Annotated in this window: 19 protein-coding genes; 9 read left to right on the top strand and 10 right to left on the bottom strand. The window is 64.7% G+C overall.

Going from position 1 to position 16,057, the window contains the following annotated elements:
- Positions 1-79 precede the first annotated feature (79 nt).
- The 7 genes from ACH2CY_RS00380 to ACH2CY_RS00350 form a co-directional block, all read right to left on the bottom strand.
- Entirely contained in the window at positions 80-1,831 is a 1,752-nt protein-coding gene (locus ACH2CY_RS00380) for a methanol/ethanol family PQQ-dependent dehydrogenase (protein ID WP_395014665.1), read from the bottom strand.
- A gap of 402 nt (positions 1,832-2,233) precedes the next feature.
- The gene (gene pqqE, locus ACH2CY_RS00375; protein WP_395014664.1) at positions 2,234-3,358 is read right to left on the bottom strand and encodes a pyrroloquinoline quinone biosynthesis protein PqqE; all 1,125 of its coding nucleotides are present in this window, start codon (positions 3,356-3,358) and stop codon (positions 2,234-2,236) included.
- 44 nt (positions 3,359-3,402) lie between these two features.
- On the bottom strand, positions 3,403-3,678 hold the full coding sequence (pqqD, locus tag ACH2CY_RS00370) for a pyrroloquinoline quinone biosynthesis peptide chaperone PqqD (protein ID WP_395014663.1): 276 nt from the start codon (positions 3,676-3,678) through the stop codon (positions 3,403-3,405).
- Positions 3,679-3,683: 5 nt separating this feature from the next.
- Positions 3,684-4,415, bottom strand: a complete 732-nt coding sequence (pqqC, locus tag ACH2CY_RS00365; protein WP_395015267.1) for a pyrroloquinoline-quinone synthase PqqC — start codon at positions 4,413-4,415, stop codon at positions 3,684-3,686.
- Between the two features lie 5 nt (positions 4,416-4,420).
- A complete protein-coding gene (pqqB, locus tag ACH2CY_RS00360) occupies positions 4,421-5,341 on the bottom strand; it encodes a pyrroloquinoline quinone biosynthesis protein PqqB (RefSeq protein WP_395014661.1) in 921 nt (306 codons plus the stop codon).
- A 56-nt stretch (positions 5,342-5,397) separates the two neighbouring features.
- Positions 5,398-5,475, bottom strand: a complete 78-nt coding sequence (pqqA, locus tag ACH2CY_RS00355; protein WP_395015264.1) for a pyrroloquinoline quinone precursor peptide PqqA — start codon at positions 5,473-5,475, stop codon at positions 5,398-5,400.
- 202 nt (positions 5,476-5,677) lie between these two features.
- Positions 5,678-6,133, bottom strand: coding sequence for a hypothetical protein (locus ACH2CY_RS00350; RefSeq protein ID WP_395014660.1), 456 nt, complete (start codon positions 6,131-6,133; stop codon positions 5,678-5,680).
- Between the two features lie 83 nt (positions 6,134-6,216).
- Here ACH2CY_RS00350 and ACH2CY_RS00345 point away from each other — a divergent pair, with 83 nt between their 5' ends.
- Positions 6,217-6,564: a hypothetical protein gene (locus ACH2CY_RS00345; RefSeq protein ID WP_395014658.1), complete on the top strand. Its 348-nt coding sequence runs from the start codon at positions 6,217-6,219 to the stop codon at positions 6,562-6,564.
- Positions 6,565-6,603: 39 nt separating this feature from the next.
- Here the strand turns inward: ACH2CY_RS00345 and ACH2CY_RS00340 are convergent, their stop codons facing one another.
- Positions 6,604-7,428, bottom strand: a complete 825-nt coding sequence (locus ACH2CY_RS00340) for a quinoprotein dehydrogenase-associated SoxYZ-like carrier (RefSeq protein WP_395014656.1) — start codon at positions 7,426-7,428, stop codon at positions 6,604-6,606.
- A gap of 44 nt (positions 7,429-7,472) precedes the next feature.
- Positions 7,473-8,396 carry a quinoprotein relay system zinc metallohydrolase 2 gene (locus ACH2CY_RS00335; RefSeq protein WP_395014655.1) on the bottom strand — a complete coding sequence of 308 codons (924 nt, stop codon included), beginning with the start codon at positions 8,394-8,396 and terminating at the stop codon, positions 7,473-7,475.
- 209 nt (positions 8,397-8,605) lie between these two features.
- On the opposite strand from ACH2CY_RS00335, the gene ACH2CY_RS00330 reads away from it, so the two are divergent.
- From ACH2CY_RS00330 to ACH2CY_RS00295, 8 genes are all read left to right on the top strand, one after another.
- Positions 8,606-9,004 carry a c-type cytochrome gene (locus ACH2CY_RS00330; protein ID WP_395014652.1) on the top strand — a complete coding sequence of 133 codons (399 nt, stop codon included), beginning with the start codon at positions 8,606-8,608 and terminating at the stop codon, positions 9,002-9,004.
- A complete protein-coding gene (locus ACH2CY_RS00325; RefSeq protein WP_395014650.1) occupies positions 9,001-10,239 on the top strand; it encodes an ABC transporter substrate-binding protein in 1,239 nt (412 codons plus the stop codon). The genes ACH2CY_RS00330 and ACH2CY_RS00325 overlap by 4 nt, the downstream gene beginning before the upstream one ends.
- A gap of 51 nt (positions 10,240-10,290) precedes the next feature.
- Positions 10,291-11,256 (top strand): PQQ-dependent catabolism-associated beta-propeller protein, encoded by a 966-nt coding sequence (locus ACH2CY_RS00320; protein ID WP_395014648.1) that lies wholly within the window; start codon positions 10,291-10,293, stop codon positions 11,254-11,256.
- Between the two features lies 1 nt (position 11,257).
- Positions 11,258-12,025 carry an ABC transporter ATP-binding protein gene (locus ACH2CY_RS00315; protein ID WP_395014645.1) on the top strand — a complete coding sequence of 256 codons (768 nt, stop codon included), beginning with the start codon at positions 11,258-11,260 and terminating at the stop codon, positions 12,023-12,025.
- Positions 12,026-12,035: 10 nt separating this feature from the next.
- Positions 12,036-12,860: an ABC transporter permease gene (locus tag ACH2CY_RS00310; RefSeq protein WP_395014643.1), complete on the top strand. Its 825-nt coding sequence runs from the start codon at positions 12,036-12,038 to the stop codon at positions 12,858-12,860.
- A gap of 25 nt (positions 12,861-12,885) precedes the next feature.
- On the top strand, positions 12,886-13,599 hold the full coding sequence (locus ACH2CY_RS00305) for a hypothetical protein (protein ID WP_395014640.1): 714 nt from the start codon (positions 12,886-12,888) through the stop codon (positions 13,597-13,599).
- 232 nt (positions 13,600-13,831) lie between these two features.
- Positions 13,832-14,404, top strand: coding sequence for an S-(hydroxymethyl)glutathione synthase (gene gfa / locus ACH2CY_RS00300; protein WP_395014639.1), 573 nt, complete (start codon positions 13,832-13,834; stop codon positions 14,402-14,404).
- Between the two features lie 358 nt (positions 14,405-14,762).
- Complete coding sequence (locus ACH2CY_RS00295; protein ID WP_395014636.1) at positions 14,763-15,305, top strand: DUF1097 domain-containing protein; 543 nt, start codon at positions 14,763-14,765, stop codon at positions 15,303-15,305.
- A gap of 56 nt (positions 15,306-15,361) precedes the next feature.
- Here ACH2CY_RS00295 and urtE read toward each other — a convergent pair whose 3' ends face one another.
- Positions 15,362-16,057: an urea ABC transporter ATP-binding subunit UrtE gene (gene urtE, locus ACH2CY_RS00290; protein WP_395014635.1), complete on the bottom strand. Its 696-nt coding sequence runs from the start codon at positions 16,055-16,057 to the stop codon at positions 15,362-15,364.

Genomic DNA, 16,057 nt, shown 5'->3' with positions numbered 1-16,057 from the left:
CTTCAAATTCGCTTGTGCCGGAAAAAAGGCCGGCGGGAAGGCGGCATCGCTGCCACCTTCCCGCCGCTGCGCAAGCGGGTTAGTCAGGGAGCTTGAACACGGTCATGGTGCCGCCCAGGGCGGTGTAGGACGACAGGGCCTTGTAGGCACCCACCGCACCCAGACCTTCCTGGTCACCGGTCAGGCCCGCAGCCATGCCGATGCCGGCCCAGCCACCAACACCCGAGTACACGGCGACGTACTGCTTGCCGTCATGCTCGTAGGTGTTGACGTTGCCGATGATGCCAGACGGGGTCTTGAACTTGTAGAGTTCCTTACCCGACGCGGCATCGACCGCCTTCAGATAGCCTTCCAGCGTGCCGTAGAACACCACGTCGCCGGCCGTCGCCAGAGCACCACTCCAGACCGAGAACTGCTCGGGCAGCGACCACTTGATCTTGCCGGTGCCGGCATCCCAAGCGATGAAGTTGCCGAGATTCTCCTCGCCCTTGGGCGGATACATGCTCAAGGTCGCGCCCACATACGGCTGGCCCGCGGTGTAGGCGATCTTGTACGGCTCGTAGTCCATGCAGACATGGTTGGTCGGCACGTAGAACAAGCCGGTCTTCGGCGAGAAGGCCGAAGGCTGCTGGTCCTTGGAGCCGAGGGCCGCCGGGCAGATGTTCTGGGTGTTGGTGTCTTCGCCACCGGCCTCGGTGGAGAATTCCTTCACCCGCTCCGGCTTGCCGGTCTTCAGGTCGATCTTGGACGCCCAGTTCACGGCCGGGTCATACTTCTCAGCCACCAGCAGCTCGCCGGTTTCACGGTTAAGGGTGTAGCCGAAGCCGTTGCGGTCGAAGTGGACGAGCGCCTTGGTGTCCTTGCCGCCGACCTTGATGTCGGCGAGGATCATTTCGTTGACGCCGTCATAGTCCCACTCGTCGTGCGGGGTCATCTGGTAGACCCACTTCGCCATGCCGGTATCGACATCGCGGGCCCAGATGGTCATCGACCACTTGTTGTCGCCCGGGCGTTGCACCGGGTTCCAGGTCGAGGGGTTGCCGGAGCCGTAGTAGACCAGGTTCAGCGCCGGGTCATAGGACATCCAGCCCCAGGTGGTTCCGCCGCCGATCTTCCACTGGTCGCCCTGCCAGGTGCTGATGCCGGAATCCTTGCCGACCGGCTTGCCGAGCTCGGTCGTCTTTTCCGGATCCATCAACGTGTCGGCATCGGGGCCCATGGAGTTGCCGCGCCACACCCGCTTGCCGGTCTTGCTGTCGTAGGCGGTGATGTGGCCGACCACACCGAACTCGCCGCCCGAGTTGCCGATCAGAACCAGGTTCTTGATCACCATCGGCGCGGAAGTGCCGGTCTCGCCCTTGGCCGGGTCGCCGTCCGCCACCTTCCAGATTTCCTTGCCGGTCTTCGCGTCGAGCGCGACCAGGTTGGTATCGGCTTGGTGGAGGAAGATCATGCCGTCGCCGTACGCGACGCCACGGTTGACCGTGTCGCAGCACATGACGGGGATGACGTTCGGGTCCTGCTTCGGCTCGTATTTCCAAACGATCTGGCCGCCCTTGGAAAGATCAAGCGCGAAGACCGTGTTGGGGAACGGCGCGTGGACATACATCATGTCGCCGACCACCAGCGGACCACCCTCGTGGCCGCGCAGCACGCCGGTCGAGAAGGTCCATGCGACCTGCAGATTCTTGACGTTCTTGTTGGTGATCTGGTCGAGGGCGCTGTAGCGCTGGCTCGAATAGTTGCCGAGCGGCATGACCCACTGCTTCGGATCCTGCTGCCGTTTCACCAGATCGTCATTGGCCAGGGCTGCGCCAGACCACAAGGTCATGACCCCCGCCAGCCCCAGGATAACTCGTGAAGCGGGCAATCTCTTTGCCATCGTGTCCTCCCACAATTGTACGGCACAGATGCACCGGCGCGTTCCCTGACATGCCGGAGCCAACGCAGTCACCATCGTCGATCGCTGTTCTGAGCTCTTTGGATCGCGGCCCCGACGTCGCGAAACGGTCTCTCGATCGGAGCCGGCTCAGACATTCGTCTGACACTCAGCAGACAACGACAGCCACGAACAGAGTGGGACCTGCGACCATTTGCCGTCAACGGAAGAACGGCCAAAACCCATTGTTCTTTGGTACGAGCCGGGCCTTTGGCATTGCACCAAGGCATGAAAAAGGCACGCGTTTCATCAGCGCGCGCGACGCAAATTCAAAGATGAAGATGGATCGCCGCGTTAACCGACGGCGAGTTCGGGAGAGTCGAACTTCTTCCCCTCGGAAGAAGATTCTTTGCGCGGCGCAATGCGGCGATACTCGAACTCGGGTGCCGCGGCTTGCGACGCCGCCTCCGCCATACCGCGCAGCTTCGCATGCCAGGGCGAAAGCCCGCAGGCGGGGTCCGCTTCGGCCGCGGATCCGGTCAGCGCCATCGCCTGGCAGCGACAGCCGCCCCAATCGATGTCGCGCTTGTCGCAGCCCTTGCACAAATCGGGCATCCAGTCGGTACCGCGATAGGCCTCGAAGGCCGAGGAATGGGCCCAGATCTCCGCCAGCGGCCGCTCGCGCACATTGTCGAATTTCAGATTCGGAATCGTCTCCGCGGCATGGCAGGGCAGCACCTTGCCGGCCGGGGTCACGTTCATGAAACGCTGGCCCCAGCCATTCATGCAGGCCTTGGGCACCCGCGCGTAGTAATCCGGCACCACGTAGTCGATGACGATCTTGCCCCTTAGCCGCTCGCGCGCCGCCTCGACGATCGCCATCGAGCTCTCGAATTGGTCGAAGCGCGGCATCAGCGCCGCCAGGTTCTTCACCGCCCAGCCGTAATACTGGACATTGGCGATCTCCACGCGGTGCGCATCCAGGGATACCGCGAGGTCGATCATCTCGCCCACGCGGTCGATGTTGTGCCGGTTGACGACCGCGTTCACGGTCAGCGGCAGCCCGGCCGCGCGCACCCACTTCGCGAAGGCGAGCTTCTTTTCCTGGGCGCCGGCATAGTTGCCGATCTTCTCTGCGGTCGCGGCATCGGCATCCTGGATCGACAGCTGCACATGGTCGAGCCCGGCCGCGACGAACTCATCGAGCCGCGCCTTGTTGGCCGCAACCCCCGAGGTGATGAGGTTGGTGTAGAGCCCGACCTTCCGCGCATGGCGGACCAGCTCGGCGAGGTCCTGTCGCACGGTGGGCTCGCCGCCGGAGAAATGCACCTGCAGCACGCCGAGCTTGGCCGCCTGCGTCATCACCGACTTCCACTCGTCGGTGGAAAGCTCGCTCTTTACCTGATCCATCTGCAGCGGGTTGGAGCAATAGGGGCACTGCAGCGGACAGCGGTGTGTCAGCTCGAGCAGCACCGCCATCGGCGGCGCGAGTTTTTTCGACCCTCTTTGATCCAATGGGGCGTTCACAGCGCCAGCACCCGCTTCTCCAGCAAACCGTTCAAGAGCTCGGTCACATCCGCCAGGATCTCGCCGCGATCCGCCTCATAGGCGGTCACCAGCTCGTCCACCAGGGCATCGATGGTCTTCTGCCCGTCCAGGCGCTGCAGCACTTCCAGCGCGGTTTCATCCGGCATCAGCACGCGTTCGGGCGCCAGGACCACCCAGCATTCCCGTGCCTCGTCGTATTTCAGCCGCACGCCGGGCGCCAATCTCGGACGGGAGTCGAGATCGAGCGCCATGACCGTCACTTTGCGTCGTCCGGCCGGAACGCGCCCGGCGGAATATTGCCCGGCGTGACATAGGCGTAGTAGAGCGCGTCCAGCTGCGACCACAGCACGGCGCACTTGAACTCCAGCGCCTTCAAGACCTGCTGCTGCTGATAGGGCAGCCGCGCCTCGCGCTTCACATAGTCGAGCGCGAAATTCGCGTCCCGCGGCGCCTGGTAGAGCCGCTTGTCGAAATAGCTCAGCGCCTTCGCATCGATGAAGTCATAGGCCTTCAGCATGCCGGAGACGCGCTCGGTGATGATGGTCGGCGCGAACATCTCGGTCAGCGACGAGGCCACCGCTTCGAGCAGGCTCTTCTCGCTGACGAAATGCAGGTAGGCCTCGACCGCGAAGCGCGTGCCGGGCAGCATCCCCGCCCCCGAGGTCACGTAGCCGCGGTCGATCCCCAGCGCATCGGTCAAGCCCAGCCAGCGCTCGATCCCTCCGTCCGGGGCCTCTTCGGTGCCGTCATGGTCGATGATCCGCTGGCGCCAGGCACGGCGGAACTCGGAATCGCTCGAGCGGGCCAGGATCGCCGCATCCTTCATCGGGATGATGGACTGGTAGTAGTAGCGGTTGAGCGCCCAGGCCTGGACCTGGCCCTTGTTCAGCTTGCCGCTGTGCAAGAGGCCGTGGAACGGGTGGTTGTTGTGGTAGCGCGTGCGGCCGATCTCGCGCAGCGCGGCTTCCAGTCCCTCGGGGCTCAGCATTTCGCTCACAGGTGGATCTCCATTCCGTCTTCGGCCACGTCCCATCCCTTCGCCCTGATTTCAGCACGTTCGGGCGAGCCTTCGTCAAGCACCGGATTGGTTGTGTTGACGTGGATGAAGAGCTTGCGCTTCACGTCGAGATCGGCGAACGCCGCGATCGTACCATCCGCGCCGCTGATGTTCATGTGACCCATGCGCGCACCGGTTTTCTGGCCGATGCCGAGATCGATCATCTCGTTGTTCTGCCACAAGGTGCCGTCGAAGAAGACCAGCGCCGAGCCCTTGAGACGTGTCCGGAGCTCCGGTGTCATGCGCGCACAGCCGGGAATGTAGTGGAAGCGCGCGCCATCCTCGGCGGTGACTTCCAGGCCGACGGTCTCTTCCGGCATCCCGCCGAGATTGCCCTGGTTCCGGGATTCCAGGAACAACGGCACCTTGCCCGGCACCGGAAACGCCTCGAGGGTGAAGCCGAGCGGCCCTTGCGCGCCGCTGGGCTCGAACGCGGTGCCGAGCGGGAAGGTCTTGCGCGCGACATAGTCGGGATTGAGCGCGCCGAAGATCGAGTTCTCGCCGAGGATCTCGAGGATCCGCGGCGTGGCCCAGAGCGTGAAGGCCTGGCTCTCGCGCAAGGACAGCAAGCCCGCCACATGGTCAATCTCCCCGCTGGTCAGCAGGACGGCGTCGATCGGCGAATGCCGCGGCGACTTGCGCGGCCAGAGCGTCCTGGTCTGCATCAACTGCTGACGCAGATCCGGCGATGCATTGATCAAAAGCCAACGCGCGCCGTCCGCGGAAACCGCGATCGACGCTTGCGTTCGCCATTTTGTCTTGATCGATCCGTCGCGCGCCGCCTTGCTCAGCGGCGCGTTGCAGTTCCACTGCGGATATCCCCCGCCGGCGGCAGAGCCAAGTACCGCCACGTCCATGGCGTCAAAGCCTCGGTTGTGATCTGTACTGGCTCACCGCGCGACGAAAGACGGCGTTACGAAGCGCTGGCGTAGCTGTTGATTTCCATGCCGACGCAGATTTCGCAAACGCGCGGTGATTTCCACTTCTTCATGATCGTCCTCCCGTTCGAGGTTGCAGAAGCCGTGTAGCAGCCGGCTGTGCCGACTGAGGGTGATGCTATCGGTAATTTGGAATCGTTACAATCGTTCCAGGGACCGAATCGCCCGCGGAAGTATCATCCTTTAGTCCGAAATCCCTGATTTAGCTGGCCTTCGGGAAATTTTCCCGACCTGCTGCATCGCACAATCGCGGCTTCATCCGCCCGTCGGCAACGGCCGGATTTCCGGGCAGTCCGGCAGGATCGGGTCGTCCAGACGCCGCACCTCGAAGCTGTAGACGCGGATGTTCGGCGCCTGCAGGCGAAGCCAGCGATATTGCACGTCATAGGCCTCGCGCTCGCGCGCGCTCCAGAGATCGCAGGTCAACACCGCCGGGATGACCTGGCTCTTGACCTGGAGGTAATGCGTGAGCTCGTGCACCAGGATGCTGGTCGCTGCGGGGTCGCGGCCGATCATCAGCGATTCGTCGATCAGCACTTCGCCGGTGGGCGTGGTGAAGGCGAGGACACCGCAGGGTTTGCCGCAGACCTCTTCGGCCAGCTGTGCATGCGACATCGGCCGCACCCGCGGCGGCTCGCCGGGAATCGAGTAGCCGGTCATCTGCGAGATCGAGACCAGCAGCGCCGAGATCAGCTTCGGGGAAATGATCATGCCGCGGTCTCAGCGAGAAGGATGATTGACCATGTTCCGCATCCTGTGATGTGCTGTGCGGCATGCGGCATGGAGGTGACGGCATGAGGCGCATTCTGGTTGCGACGGCGGCGGCGATCGCGATGCTCGGCGCCGGTCCCGGCCCGGCCGTGGCGGCCAACAACTACCCGACCGAGGTCGTCGCCGACTACGTGATCGGCTGCCTGGCCAGCAACGGCCAGACCCAGGACATGCTGCGCCGCTGTTCCTGCTCGATCGACGCGGTCTCCTCGATCGTGCCCTACGACACCTACGAGAAAGCTTCGACCATCCTGCAGATGCGACAGGTGGCGGGCGACGCCACGGCGGTGTTCCGCAGCATGACGAAGCTGGATGAGATCGTGAAGCAGCTGCGCCTGGCGCAGATCGAGGCCGATTTCCGCTGCTTCTGACACCGCTTCTGTCAAATCGCCAACCTTGGGAAGTCGCCCTCAGGATGTCGCGGGCACCATCCAGACACGCTCGAACTTCCGCCCGCTCGAGTCTTCGGCGTTGACCCGCAGCACGCCCTGGGTCTTCGGCTTCAGCCAGAACTCGAAGGCCGGATTCTCGCTCAAGGAAATGTTGCCCTCGACCGAAAGCACCGGCTTGCCGTCATGGGTGATGTCGACCTTCTGCACGAAATCGGCCGGCACGTAGTTGCGCGTGACCTGATCCATCTGCATGCCGGTGAAGTTCGGATGCCGGATCAGCAGCTCGAGCTTGGACGGTTTGTCGGCGCTGGCTTCCTTCGGCACCTTGAGCTTCAGATCGCCGAGATGCTCCGCCGCGTCGGCGACGCTCTTCGAGGCCGGCGCCGAGCAGCCGCCCGCCGCCTTCACGAACACCTTGGCCAGGAACAGGCGCCCGTCGGCGGCTTCCACCACCGCATGGATATTGGTGTATTCGTTGACCCGGATCCGCGTCCCGATCGACGGATTGACCGTGTCGTCCGGATAGTGGAACACCGCCGCGACCGGCGCCGGGTTCTTGTCCACGACCAGGGTCATGGCCTTCACCGCGATGCCCGGCATCTTCGCGGCGTCGAAGTCGATCGAGATCGGCACCGTTGCGGCGTCGTAGGCGCGTTCCGGCGCGGTGATCGTGATGAAGCCCGCGCCGTCGTCGAGGGTCTTGCCCGGGAACAACGCCTCCTGCAGATCCGGCCAGGGATCGTCATAGGCCCGCGCGCGTCCGGACACGGCGAGCAGGCCGGTCGAGAGCATGGTGCCGAGAAATGTACGCCGCTTGAAGCCCAGCTTCCTAAAGGTATGCATGGGGGTGATCTCCCATTGCGGGGTGGGCCGGCCCGTCGGCGGCCCTACTCCCATTCCAGTTCAGTATACGCCGCGGTCACATTGCGCGCATTATAGGAATCGAACAGCTGCCATTTCGCGCTTTCCGAAAAGCCGATCCGGTCGGTGGCCTGCTGCAGGCTGCCGCCCTCGGCCAAAAGCTTGCGGATGTCGCGCACCAGCAGCTCGAAATAGGCCTGCTCCGGATCCAGCGCCGCCGGCCAGGGCGCGCTGACCGGTCCATGACCGGGGACCACCCGGGCCGCCGGAACCGCGCGCAAGGCTTCGATCGCCTTCAGCCAGCCGAGGATCGAGCCGTCGATTGCCGGCGTCCGTTCCAGGAAGACCAGGTCGCCGGCGAACAGCGTCTGCGACGTCTGGTCGATCACCACGAGATCGCTGTCGGTATGCGCAGTCGGAAAAGCCCGAATCTCCAGCACCCGCTGCCCGAGATCGATCGTCTCCCTATCGCCCACGAGATGAGACGGCACCACGAGCGCGTCCTGGGCCGATCCCGGACCAAAAACGGCTTCATACATCGCGACATAGCTGTCGCGGCGCGCCATCAGGCCCATCGGCAGGTTCTTGTGGGCGATGAACTCCGCGCCTTCCGCCACGAAGGCGGCATTGCCCAGCACATGGTCGGGATGAAAATGCGTGTCGATCACGTATCGCACCGGCAGTTGCGTCATCTGCCGGATCGCCGCCAGCAGCGCTCTGCCCTCCATCGGGCTGCCGCCGCTGTCGATCACCGCGACCGCGGCGTCGCCGATCACAAATCCGATATTGGCGATGCCGCCCTGGTTCGCGACGGTCGCCTCCTCATGCAGGCCGTGGTGGACATAGACGCCGGGCGCCACTTCCTCGACCGGCAAGGGCTGCGCTTCCTCGGCCCGGGCGGGCGATCCTAGAGCTGCAAGCAGGATGACAATGAAAGCCGGGGCGCGCATGCGGCCCTGAGCCTGCCAGCCCGCGTCCTCTCGTCAAGTCACTGATTCTTGCTACTACTTTAGTCGAACCCCATTGCAAGGCCCCTTGCCCGGCTTTCGGGCGATTTCTACTCTCTTTGGAATTGTACGAAAGAGGACTTGGCGATTCTTCGCCGGCACGGCAGCATGCCGTTCGCCTGCCACCTAAGACCAAAACTGGGAGAGTTTTCATGCGTCATTCCATCGCGGCCGCGCGTTTCGGCCTCACCATTCTCGCCGCCGCGGCCTTCGTCACCCTGGCCAGCGCGCCGTCCCGCGCCGATGGCGATGCCGAGAAGGGCAAGAAGGTCTTCGCCAAATGCGCCGCCTGTCACACCGTCGAGGCCGGCAAGAACAAGGTCGGCCCGAGCTTGCACGGCATCATCGGCCGCAAGGCGGGCTCGATCGAGGGCTTCAGCTATTCCGACGCCATGAAGAATTCCGGCAAGACCTGGGACGAGGCCGAGCTCGACAAGTACCTCACCAAGCCCAAGGATGAAATTCCCGGCAACAAGATGGCCTTCCCCGGCCTGCCCAAGGCGGAAGACCGGGCCAACGTCATCGCCTACCTGAAGCAGGCAACGCAATGACGGGGGGCGCCGCTCTCCCTCGCGGAATCGGCGCCGGTTTCGTTGCACTTCTGGCTCTCTTCATCTCGATCGTCTCGACTGGTGGCAACGACGCCCGCGCTGATACGACCCCGCTGAAGATATCCATCGGCTATATCAGCGAAGAGATCCCCGAGCCGGATCCGCTCTCGCTGATCGAGGTCGTGCCCAAGGACAAGGGGCTGGCCGGCATCAAGCTCGGCCTCGAGGACAACAACACCACTGGCAAGTTCCTGAAGCAGGACTACACGGTGACCGAGAAGGTCATCCCGGACGGCGGCGATCTGCACCAGGCGGCGACCGAGCTCGCCAGCGCCGGCATCAAGCTCATCATCGCCGACTTGACCGCCGACCGGCTGCTGGAGCTGGCCGGCTTCCCGGAGATGCAGGACGCGGTCATCCTGGATATCCGCACCCAGGACGACCGCCTGCGCCTGACGGACTGCCGCGCCAATGTCTTCCACATCATGCCCAACCGGGCGATGAAGGCGGACGCTCTCGCCCAGTATCTCGTCAGCAAACAATGGATGAAGTGGGTGCTGATCGAGGGCTCGAACCCGGACGACAAGCTGTTCGCCGACGCCATCCGTCGCGCCGCCAAGCGCTTCGCCGGCAAGATCGTCGAAGAGCGCACCTATACCTTCACCGCCGGCTCGCGGCGCACCGACACCGGCCAGGCCCAGGTCCGCAAGCAGATGACCGAGCTGACCCAGCGCCTGCCGGATTACGACGTGATGATCGTCGCTGACGAGAGCGAGGTGTTCGGCGACTATCTCCCCTACCGCACCTGGGACCCGCGGCCGGTGGTCGGCACCCAGGGCCTGGTGCCGACCGCCTGGCACCGCGCCCAGGAGCAATGGGGCGCCACGCAGATCCAGCGCCGCTTCATCAAGCTCGCCGGCCGCCCGATGCTGGAGCGCGACTATGCCGGCTGGGCCGCGGCGCGGACCTTCGGCGAAAGTGTCACCCGCATCAGCACCGCCGACCCCAAGGCGATGCGCGACTACATGCTCTCCGACCAGTTCGAGCTCGCCGCCTTCAAGGGGCAGGGCCTCACCTTCCGCCATTGGGACCAGCAGCTCCGGGAGCCGATCCTCCTGGCCTCGCCCCTGATGCTCGTCTCGGTCTCGCCGCAGGAAGGCTTCCTGCACCAGCGCACGCCGCTCGACACGCTCGGCTTCGATCAGCCGGATTCGCAATGCAACCTGAACCCATAATCAAGAAGAGCGACCAGCCGCCGCCGGAGCCGCTTTGACGGGAGGACAAAGATGAAGACGCTGCTCGGCACCACGACCCTGGCCTGGCTGCTCCTGACGGCATCGGGCGCCCAGGCCTACACCGCCTATGTCTCGAACGAGAAGAGCAACACGGTCACCGTCATCGACCTCGACAAGATGGAGGTGACCGCGACCGTCGACGTCGGCGAGCGGCCGCGCGGAATCATCATGAGCGGCGACCTGAAGCAAGTCTATGTCTGCACCAGCGACGCCGACCATATCGAGGTGCTGGACACCGAGACGCTGAAGGTGGTCCGCACCCTGAACAGCGGCCCCGACCCCGAGCTCTTCACCTTGTCCACCGACGGCAAGACCTTGTTCGTCGCCAACGAGGACAACAACATGGTGACCGTGCTCGACACCGACAGCGGCGACGTCGCCGCCGAGATCCCGGTCGGCACCGAGCCCGAGGGCATGGGCGTCAGCCCCGACGGGAAATGGCTGGTGAACACCTCCGAGACCACCAGCATGGCGCATTTCATCGACACCACCTCCCTCGAGGTGGTGGACAGCGTGCTGGTCGACACCCGGCCGCGTTTCGCCCGCTTCACGCCGGACGGCTCCAAGGTCTGGGTCTCGTCGGAAGTGGGCGGCACGGTCGCCGTCATCGACACCGCCACCAGGAAGGTCGAGCACAAGATCGAGTTCGCGGTGCAGGGCCTGCGCAAGGAGACCATCCAACCGGTCGGCATCTCGATCACGCCCGACGGCAAGACCGTCTTCGTCGCCCTGGGACCGGCCAACCGGGTCGCGGTGATCGACGCCGCCACCTACGAGGTAAAGGACTATCTGCTGGTCGGGCAAAGGGTCTGGCAGCTCGCCTTGACCCCGGACGCCAAGATGCTCCTGAGCGCCAACGGCGAATCCAACGACGTCTCGGTGATTGACGTGGAGAAGCTCAAGGTCTTGAAATCGATTCCCGTGGGCGAATTGCCCTGGGGCATCGCGATCAAGTGAGATGACGGTTTCGGATCAAGCTTCAGACCATGGTGACGTCGCCGCTTTGGCGATCGAGAACCTGTCACACAAGATCGGCGGCAAGACCATCCTGGATCAAGTGAACATCGCGGTTCCGGCCGGGCAGTTCGTGGTGCTGCTCGGCCAGAACGGCGCCGGCAAGACCACGCTCTTCTCCCTGGTGACCCGGCTCTACACCGCGCAAGTGGGCTCGATCCGGATCTTCGGCCACGACCTCCGCCAGGAGAGCTCGGTGGCGCTCTCGCAATTGGGCGTGGTGTTCCAGCAGCGGGCCCTCGATCCCGATCTCAGCGCCAACCAGAATCTCTGGTATCACGCCGCGCTGCACGGCATGCCCTGGGGCAAGGCGCGCGCGCGCATCGCAGAGGAGCTGGCGCGGGTCGGCCTCGCCGACCACGCCAAGCGCAAGGTGCGCGGCTTCTCCGGCGGCGAGGCGCGGCGGGTCGAGATCGCCCGCGCGCTGCTGCACAACCCGCATCTGCTGCTTTGCGACGAAGCGACCGTCGGCCTCGACATCCGGAGTCGCGCCGACATCATGGCCGACGTCCGCAGCCTGGTGCGCGACCGCGGCCTCACCGTGTTCTGGGCGACCCATCTGATCGACGAGGTCCAGCCCGAGGACCGCACCGTGATCCTGCACCGCGGCAAGGTGCTGAACCAGGGGCCGGCGCGCGAGATCATCGCCTCGGCCGGCGCCACCAGCCTCAACGACGCCTTCCGCCGCATCACCGAGGGGAAGGCCGCATGAGGGACGATAGATGACGGGCGCCGGCTGGATCCGCTGCTTCATCGGCATCGTCTGGCGCGAGGGCCTGCGCTTCATCCAGCAAAGGAGCCGCTTCGTCTCGGCGCTGGTGCGGCCGCTGATCTGGCTGTTCGTCTTCGCCGCCGGCTTCCGCTCGGTGCTCGGGGTCTCGATCGTGCCGCCTTACGAGACCTACATCCTCTACGACGAATACATCATCCCCGGGCTGATCGCGATGATCCAGCTATTCAACGGCATGCAGAGCTCGCTCTCCATGGTCTACGACCGCGAGATGGGCAGCATGCGCGTGCTGCTGACCAGCCCGGTGCCGCGCTGGTTCCTGCTGATCTCCAAGCTGATCGCCGGCACCCTGCTCTCGCTGCCGCAGATCTACGTCTTCCTGCTGATCGCTTGGGCTTACGGCATCGAGCTGCCGCCGTTGGGCTACATCACCGTCATCCCGGCGCTGATCCTCTCCGGCCTGATGCTGGGCGCGCTCGGCCTGCTGCTCTCCTCGATGATCCGCCAGCTGGAGAATTTCGCCGGGGTGATGAACTTCATCATCTTCCCGATGTTCTTCGCCTCGTCGGCGCTCTATCCGCTGTGGAAGGTCGAGGAGGCGAGCCCGCTGCTGCACGACATCTGCGCCTTCAACCCCTTCACCTATGCGGTCGAGCTGACCCGCTTCCTGCTCTACGTGAAGTTCGACGCGACCGCGCTGCAGAATGCCGGCGTAGTGGCGGGCTTCCTGGTCGTCTTCCTCGGCGGCGCCATCGCCGCCTACGATCCGGCCAAGGGCCTGATCGCCCGCGTGCGCACCGGCGGCGCCGGCGCATGATGCCGCGTTTCAACAGGAGATCGCGATGAGATCGGTGCTGCAAACCCTCGGCCTCTCCACGGCGCTGGCGCTGTCGGCCGCATTCGCCTTGGCGCAGGAAACCGCACCCGGCAGCACCGCGCCCGATCCCGCCTCGGCCAGCACACCCGGCGCCGCCGCGCCGGCCTCGAACGCGCCGGCCGCCGCGACCGGCTCCGATTGGCCCTGCGAGCAGGTGCAGCGTCCGGAGATTTCCATCGGCTCGGTCTGGCACGGACCGGACCCGGAAGGCGCCGCCGCGACCAGCTGGCGCGACAACCAGGCCGTCGCCAGCCTGGTCGAGCAGATCGCGCCGCGGCGCATGCCGCAGGACCAGGCGATCGACGCCGTGCATCGCTTCTCCGCCGGCTACAAGGACGACCGTGCCGGCGTGCTGACCGCCCTGTTCGCCGGCCTGTTCGAAACCATGAGCGACGAGCGCAGCCAGATCATTCGCGGAATCAAGCACTTCAACAGCCGCCAGGACAGCCTCTCGCAGCGCATCCAGGAAGGCTGGAAGCAATTGGACGAATTGGATCCCAGCTCCGGCGATCCGAAAGTGATCGAGCAACGCATGGCGCTGCAGCAGACCATCGATTGGGATTCCAGGGTGTTCGACGACCGCGAGCATTTGCTGCCGGTGATCTGCCAGCAGCCCAGCGTCATCGAGCAGCGGCTTTTCGCCCTATCGCGTGCGATCCAGGAAGATCTGCCCCAGTAGATCCGGTTCCCATAATCGATCGGCGTCAAATCCGTGACATGCATCACGGAAATCCTTGAATTTCCGCGCATGTCTCATCCTTTAGGCCAGGGTTACCGCCGCGACCCTCGACGGGGGGAAACCGGCAAGCGTATAAATTGAGAGCCGCAAAGCGCTCGGCCAGCGAGGCCGGCCCTATCGGCAGCACCCTCGCTGCGGGCGGCGAAACGCATTCGCGATTGGGAGGAAAAAGATGGCAGTTTCAATTCATCCGTCGGTCGACGGCGGGCTCAAGAAAGGCTCTTCGAGCTTCACCGGCGGGACGCTGACCTGCAAATGCTCCAGCGATCCGGTCGAAGTCACCGTCAAGTCGCAGAGCGCGCATAACCATATCTGCGGCTGCACCAAATGCTGGAAGCCCTCCGGCGCGCTGTTCTCGATGGTCGCGGTGGTCCCGAAGGATTCCGTGTCGGTCACCAAGAACGGCCAGAAGCTGAAGATCGTCGATCCGAGCGCCACCATCCAGCGCTACGCCTGCACCGGTTGCGGCGTCCACATGTATGGCCGGATCGAGAACACCAAGCATCCTTTCTACGGCCTCGACTTCATCCACACCGAGCTCTCGAAGCAGGACGGCTGGCAGGAGCCGCAGTTCGCCGCCTTCGTGTCCTCGATCATCGAATCCGGTGCGAAGCCGGACAACATGGGCGCGGTGCGCGCGCGGATCAGGGAACTCGGCCTCGAGCCCTATGACTGCCTGTCGCCGGCGCTGATGGACGCGATCGCGACTCACATCGCCAAGGCATCCGGCGCGCTGGCTGCCTGATCCGACTGAAGATTGCTCTCCGCCTATAGCGGCGCGCCACCCCGGTGGCGCGCCGTTTTCTTTTTTGCGGTCCATCTTCGGCGAGTCGAAGGCGAGTCTTCTAGAACCGCTCTCAACAGCGCCGAGTCCCGTCGTTCCCAAGTACAAGATCGGCGCCACGCGAATCCCGGTAAAATCTCCGTCATGAATCGCCTCCCGTCCGCTGCAGGGGATTTTGCGGGCGCGAGTTGTGCGAATGGCCTTGCGCGGGAAGAACGGGGGACCGCGGTAGAGGCAACGAAGCGATTCTGACTTTCTTCGCACATCACATCGGCGGAAGGCCGAACAACACCCCCGATTGACATATTGGGAGGGTATCGTGCCGCAGCTTACTGCTCTGTCACTGAGTATCGCCGTGCTGGGCGCCATCTGGGCGTTCCTCGCTCTCGGGCCTCTTTCCAGCATCGTGCTGGTCTGGGCCGGCTTCATCGCCTGGGGCTGCTTCTTCCACACCGGCGGCGACCAGAAGGCGCTGGTGAAGACCATCGCCGGCACCGCCTACGGCGCCGTGATCGCCTGGATCGCGCTGCTGATCATCGTGAAGGTGCCGGTCACGGCCTTCGGCACCTTGCCGGTCTGGCCGGCGATCGTGGTCGGCGTCACCGTCTTCTTCCTGGTGATCGTCGCCTCGATCGAGCCGTTGTCGGCGGTGCCGGCGCAGGTCTACGGCTATGCCGCGACCGTCGCCTATTCGCTGCACCAGGCTTCGGATACGGCAGCCGGGACCGGGCCGCTGGCCAATCTCACCTCGCCGAACTTCGACAACCCGCTGGTCAAGATGATCGTGTCGTTCGTGATCGGCGCAGTCGCGGGTCTGATTTCCGGCAAGCTCGCCGGCGCGCTGACCAAGAAGGCGGCTTGAACCCTGGCAATCGGCGCCCGTCGGGATGGCGGGCGCCGAGCATCGGATGAACGGTCCTAAACGGCGATATGCCGCTTGACGACTTCGGGATTGAGCCGTTCCGCGGCGTCGTCGATCACGATCTCGCCGCGGTCCATCACCGCGATCCGGGGCGCGAGTTCGCGGGCGAACTCGAAATACTGCTCGACCAGCAGGATCGCCATCTCGCCGCCGGCGGCGAGATGCGCGATCACCCGCCCGATATCCTTGATGATCGAGGGCTGGATGCCCTCGGTCGGCTCGTCCAGCACCAGCAGCTTGGGCCGGGTGACCAGCGCCCGCGCGATCGCCAACTGCTGCTGCTGACCGCCGGAAAGATCGCCGCCGCGCCGCCGCAGCATGCTGCCCAGCACCGGGAAGAGCTCGAAGATCTCCGCCGGCAGCTTGCGCCGGTTGCCGGGCAAGGCCGCGAAGCCGGTCTCCAGATTCTCCTTCACCGTCAGCAGCGGAAAGATCTCGCGCCCCTGCGGGACATAGGCGATGCCGCGCCGCGCCCGCTCGAAGGGCGGCAGCTTCGCGACTTCCTCGCCCTGCCAGCGGATGGCGCCGTTGAAGATCGGCTGGTGCCCGACCACCGCGCGTAAGAGGCTGGTCTTCCCCACCCCGTTGCGACCCAAGAGGCAGGTGATCCGCCCCGGCCAGGCAGCCAGCGACACGCTCTTCAGCGCCACCGCGGCGCCGTATCGGAGCGAGATATTGTCGATCTCCAGCAT

The organism is Dongia sp., from assembly GCF_041905885.1.
Lineage (GTDB): Bacteria > Pseudomonadota > Alphaproteobacteria > Dongiales > Dongiaceae > Dongia.
This window is presented reverse-complemented; position numbering and strand designations above follow the sequence as displayed.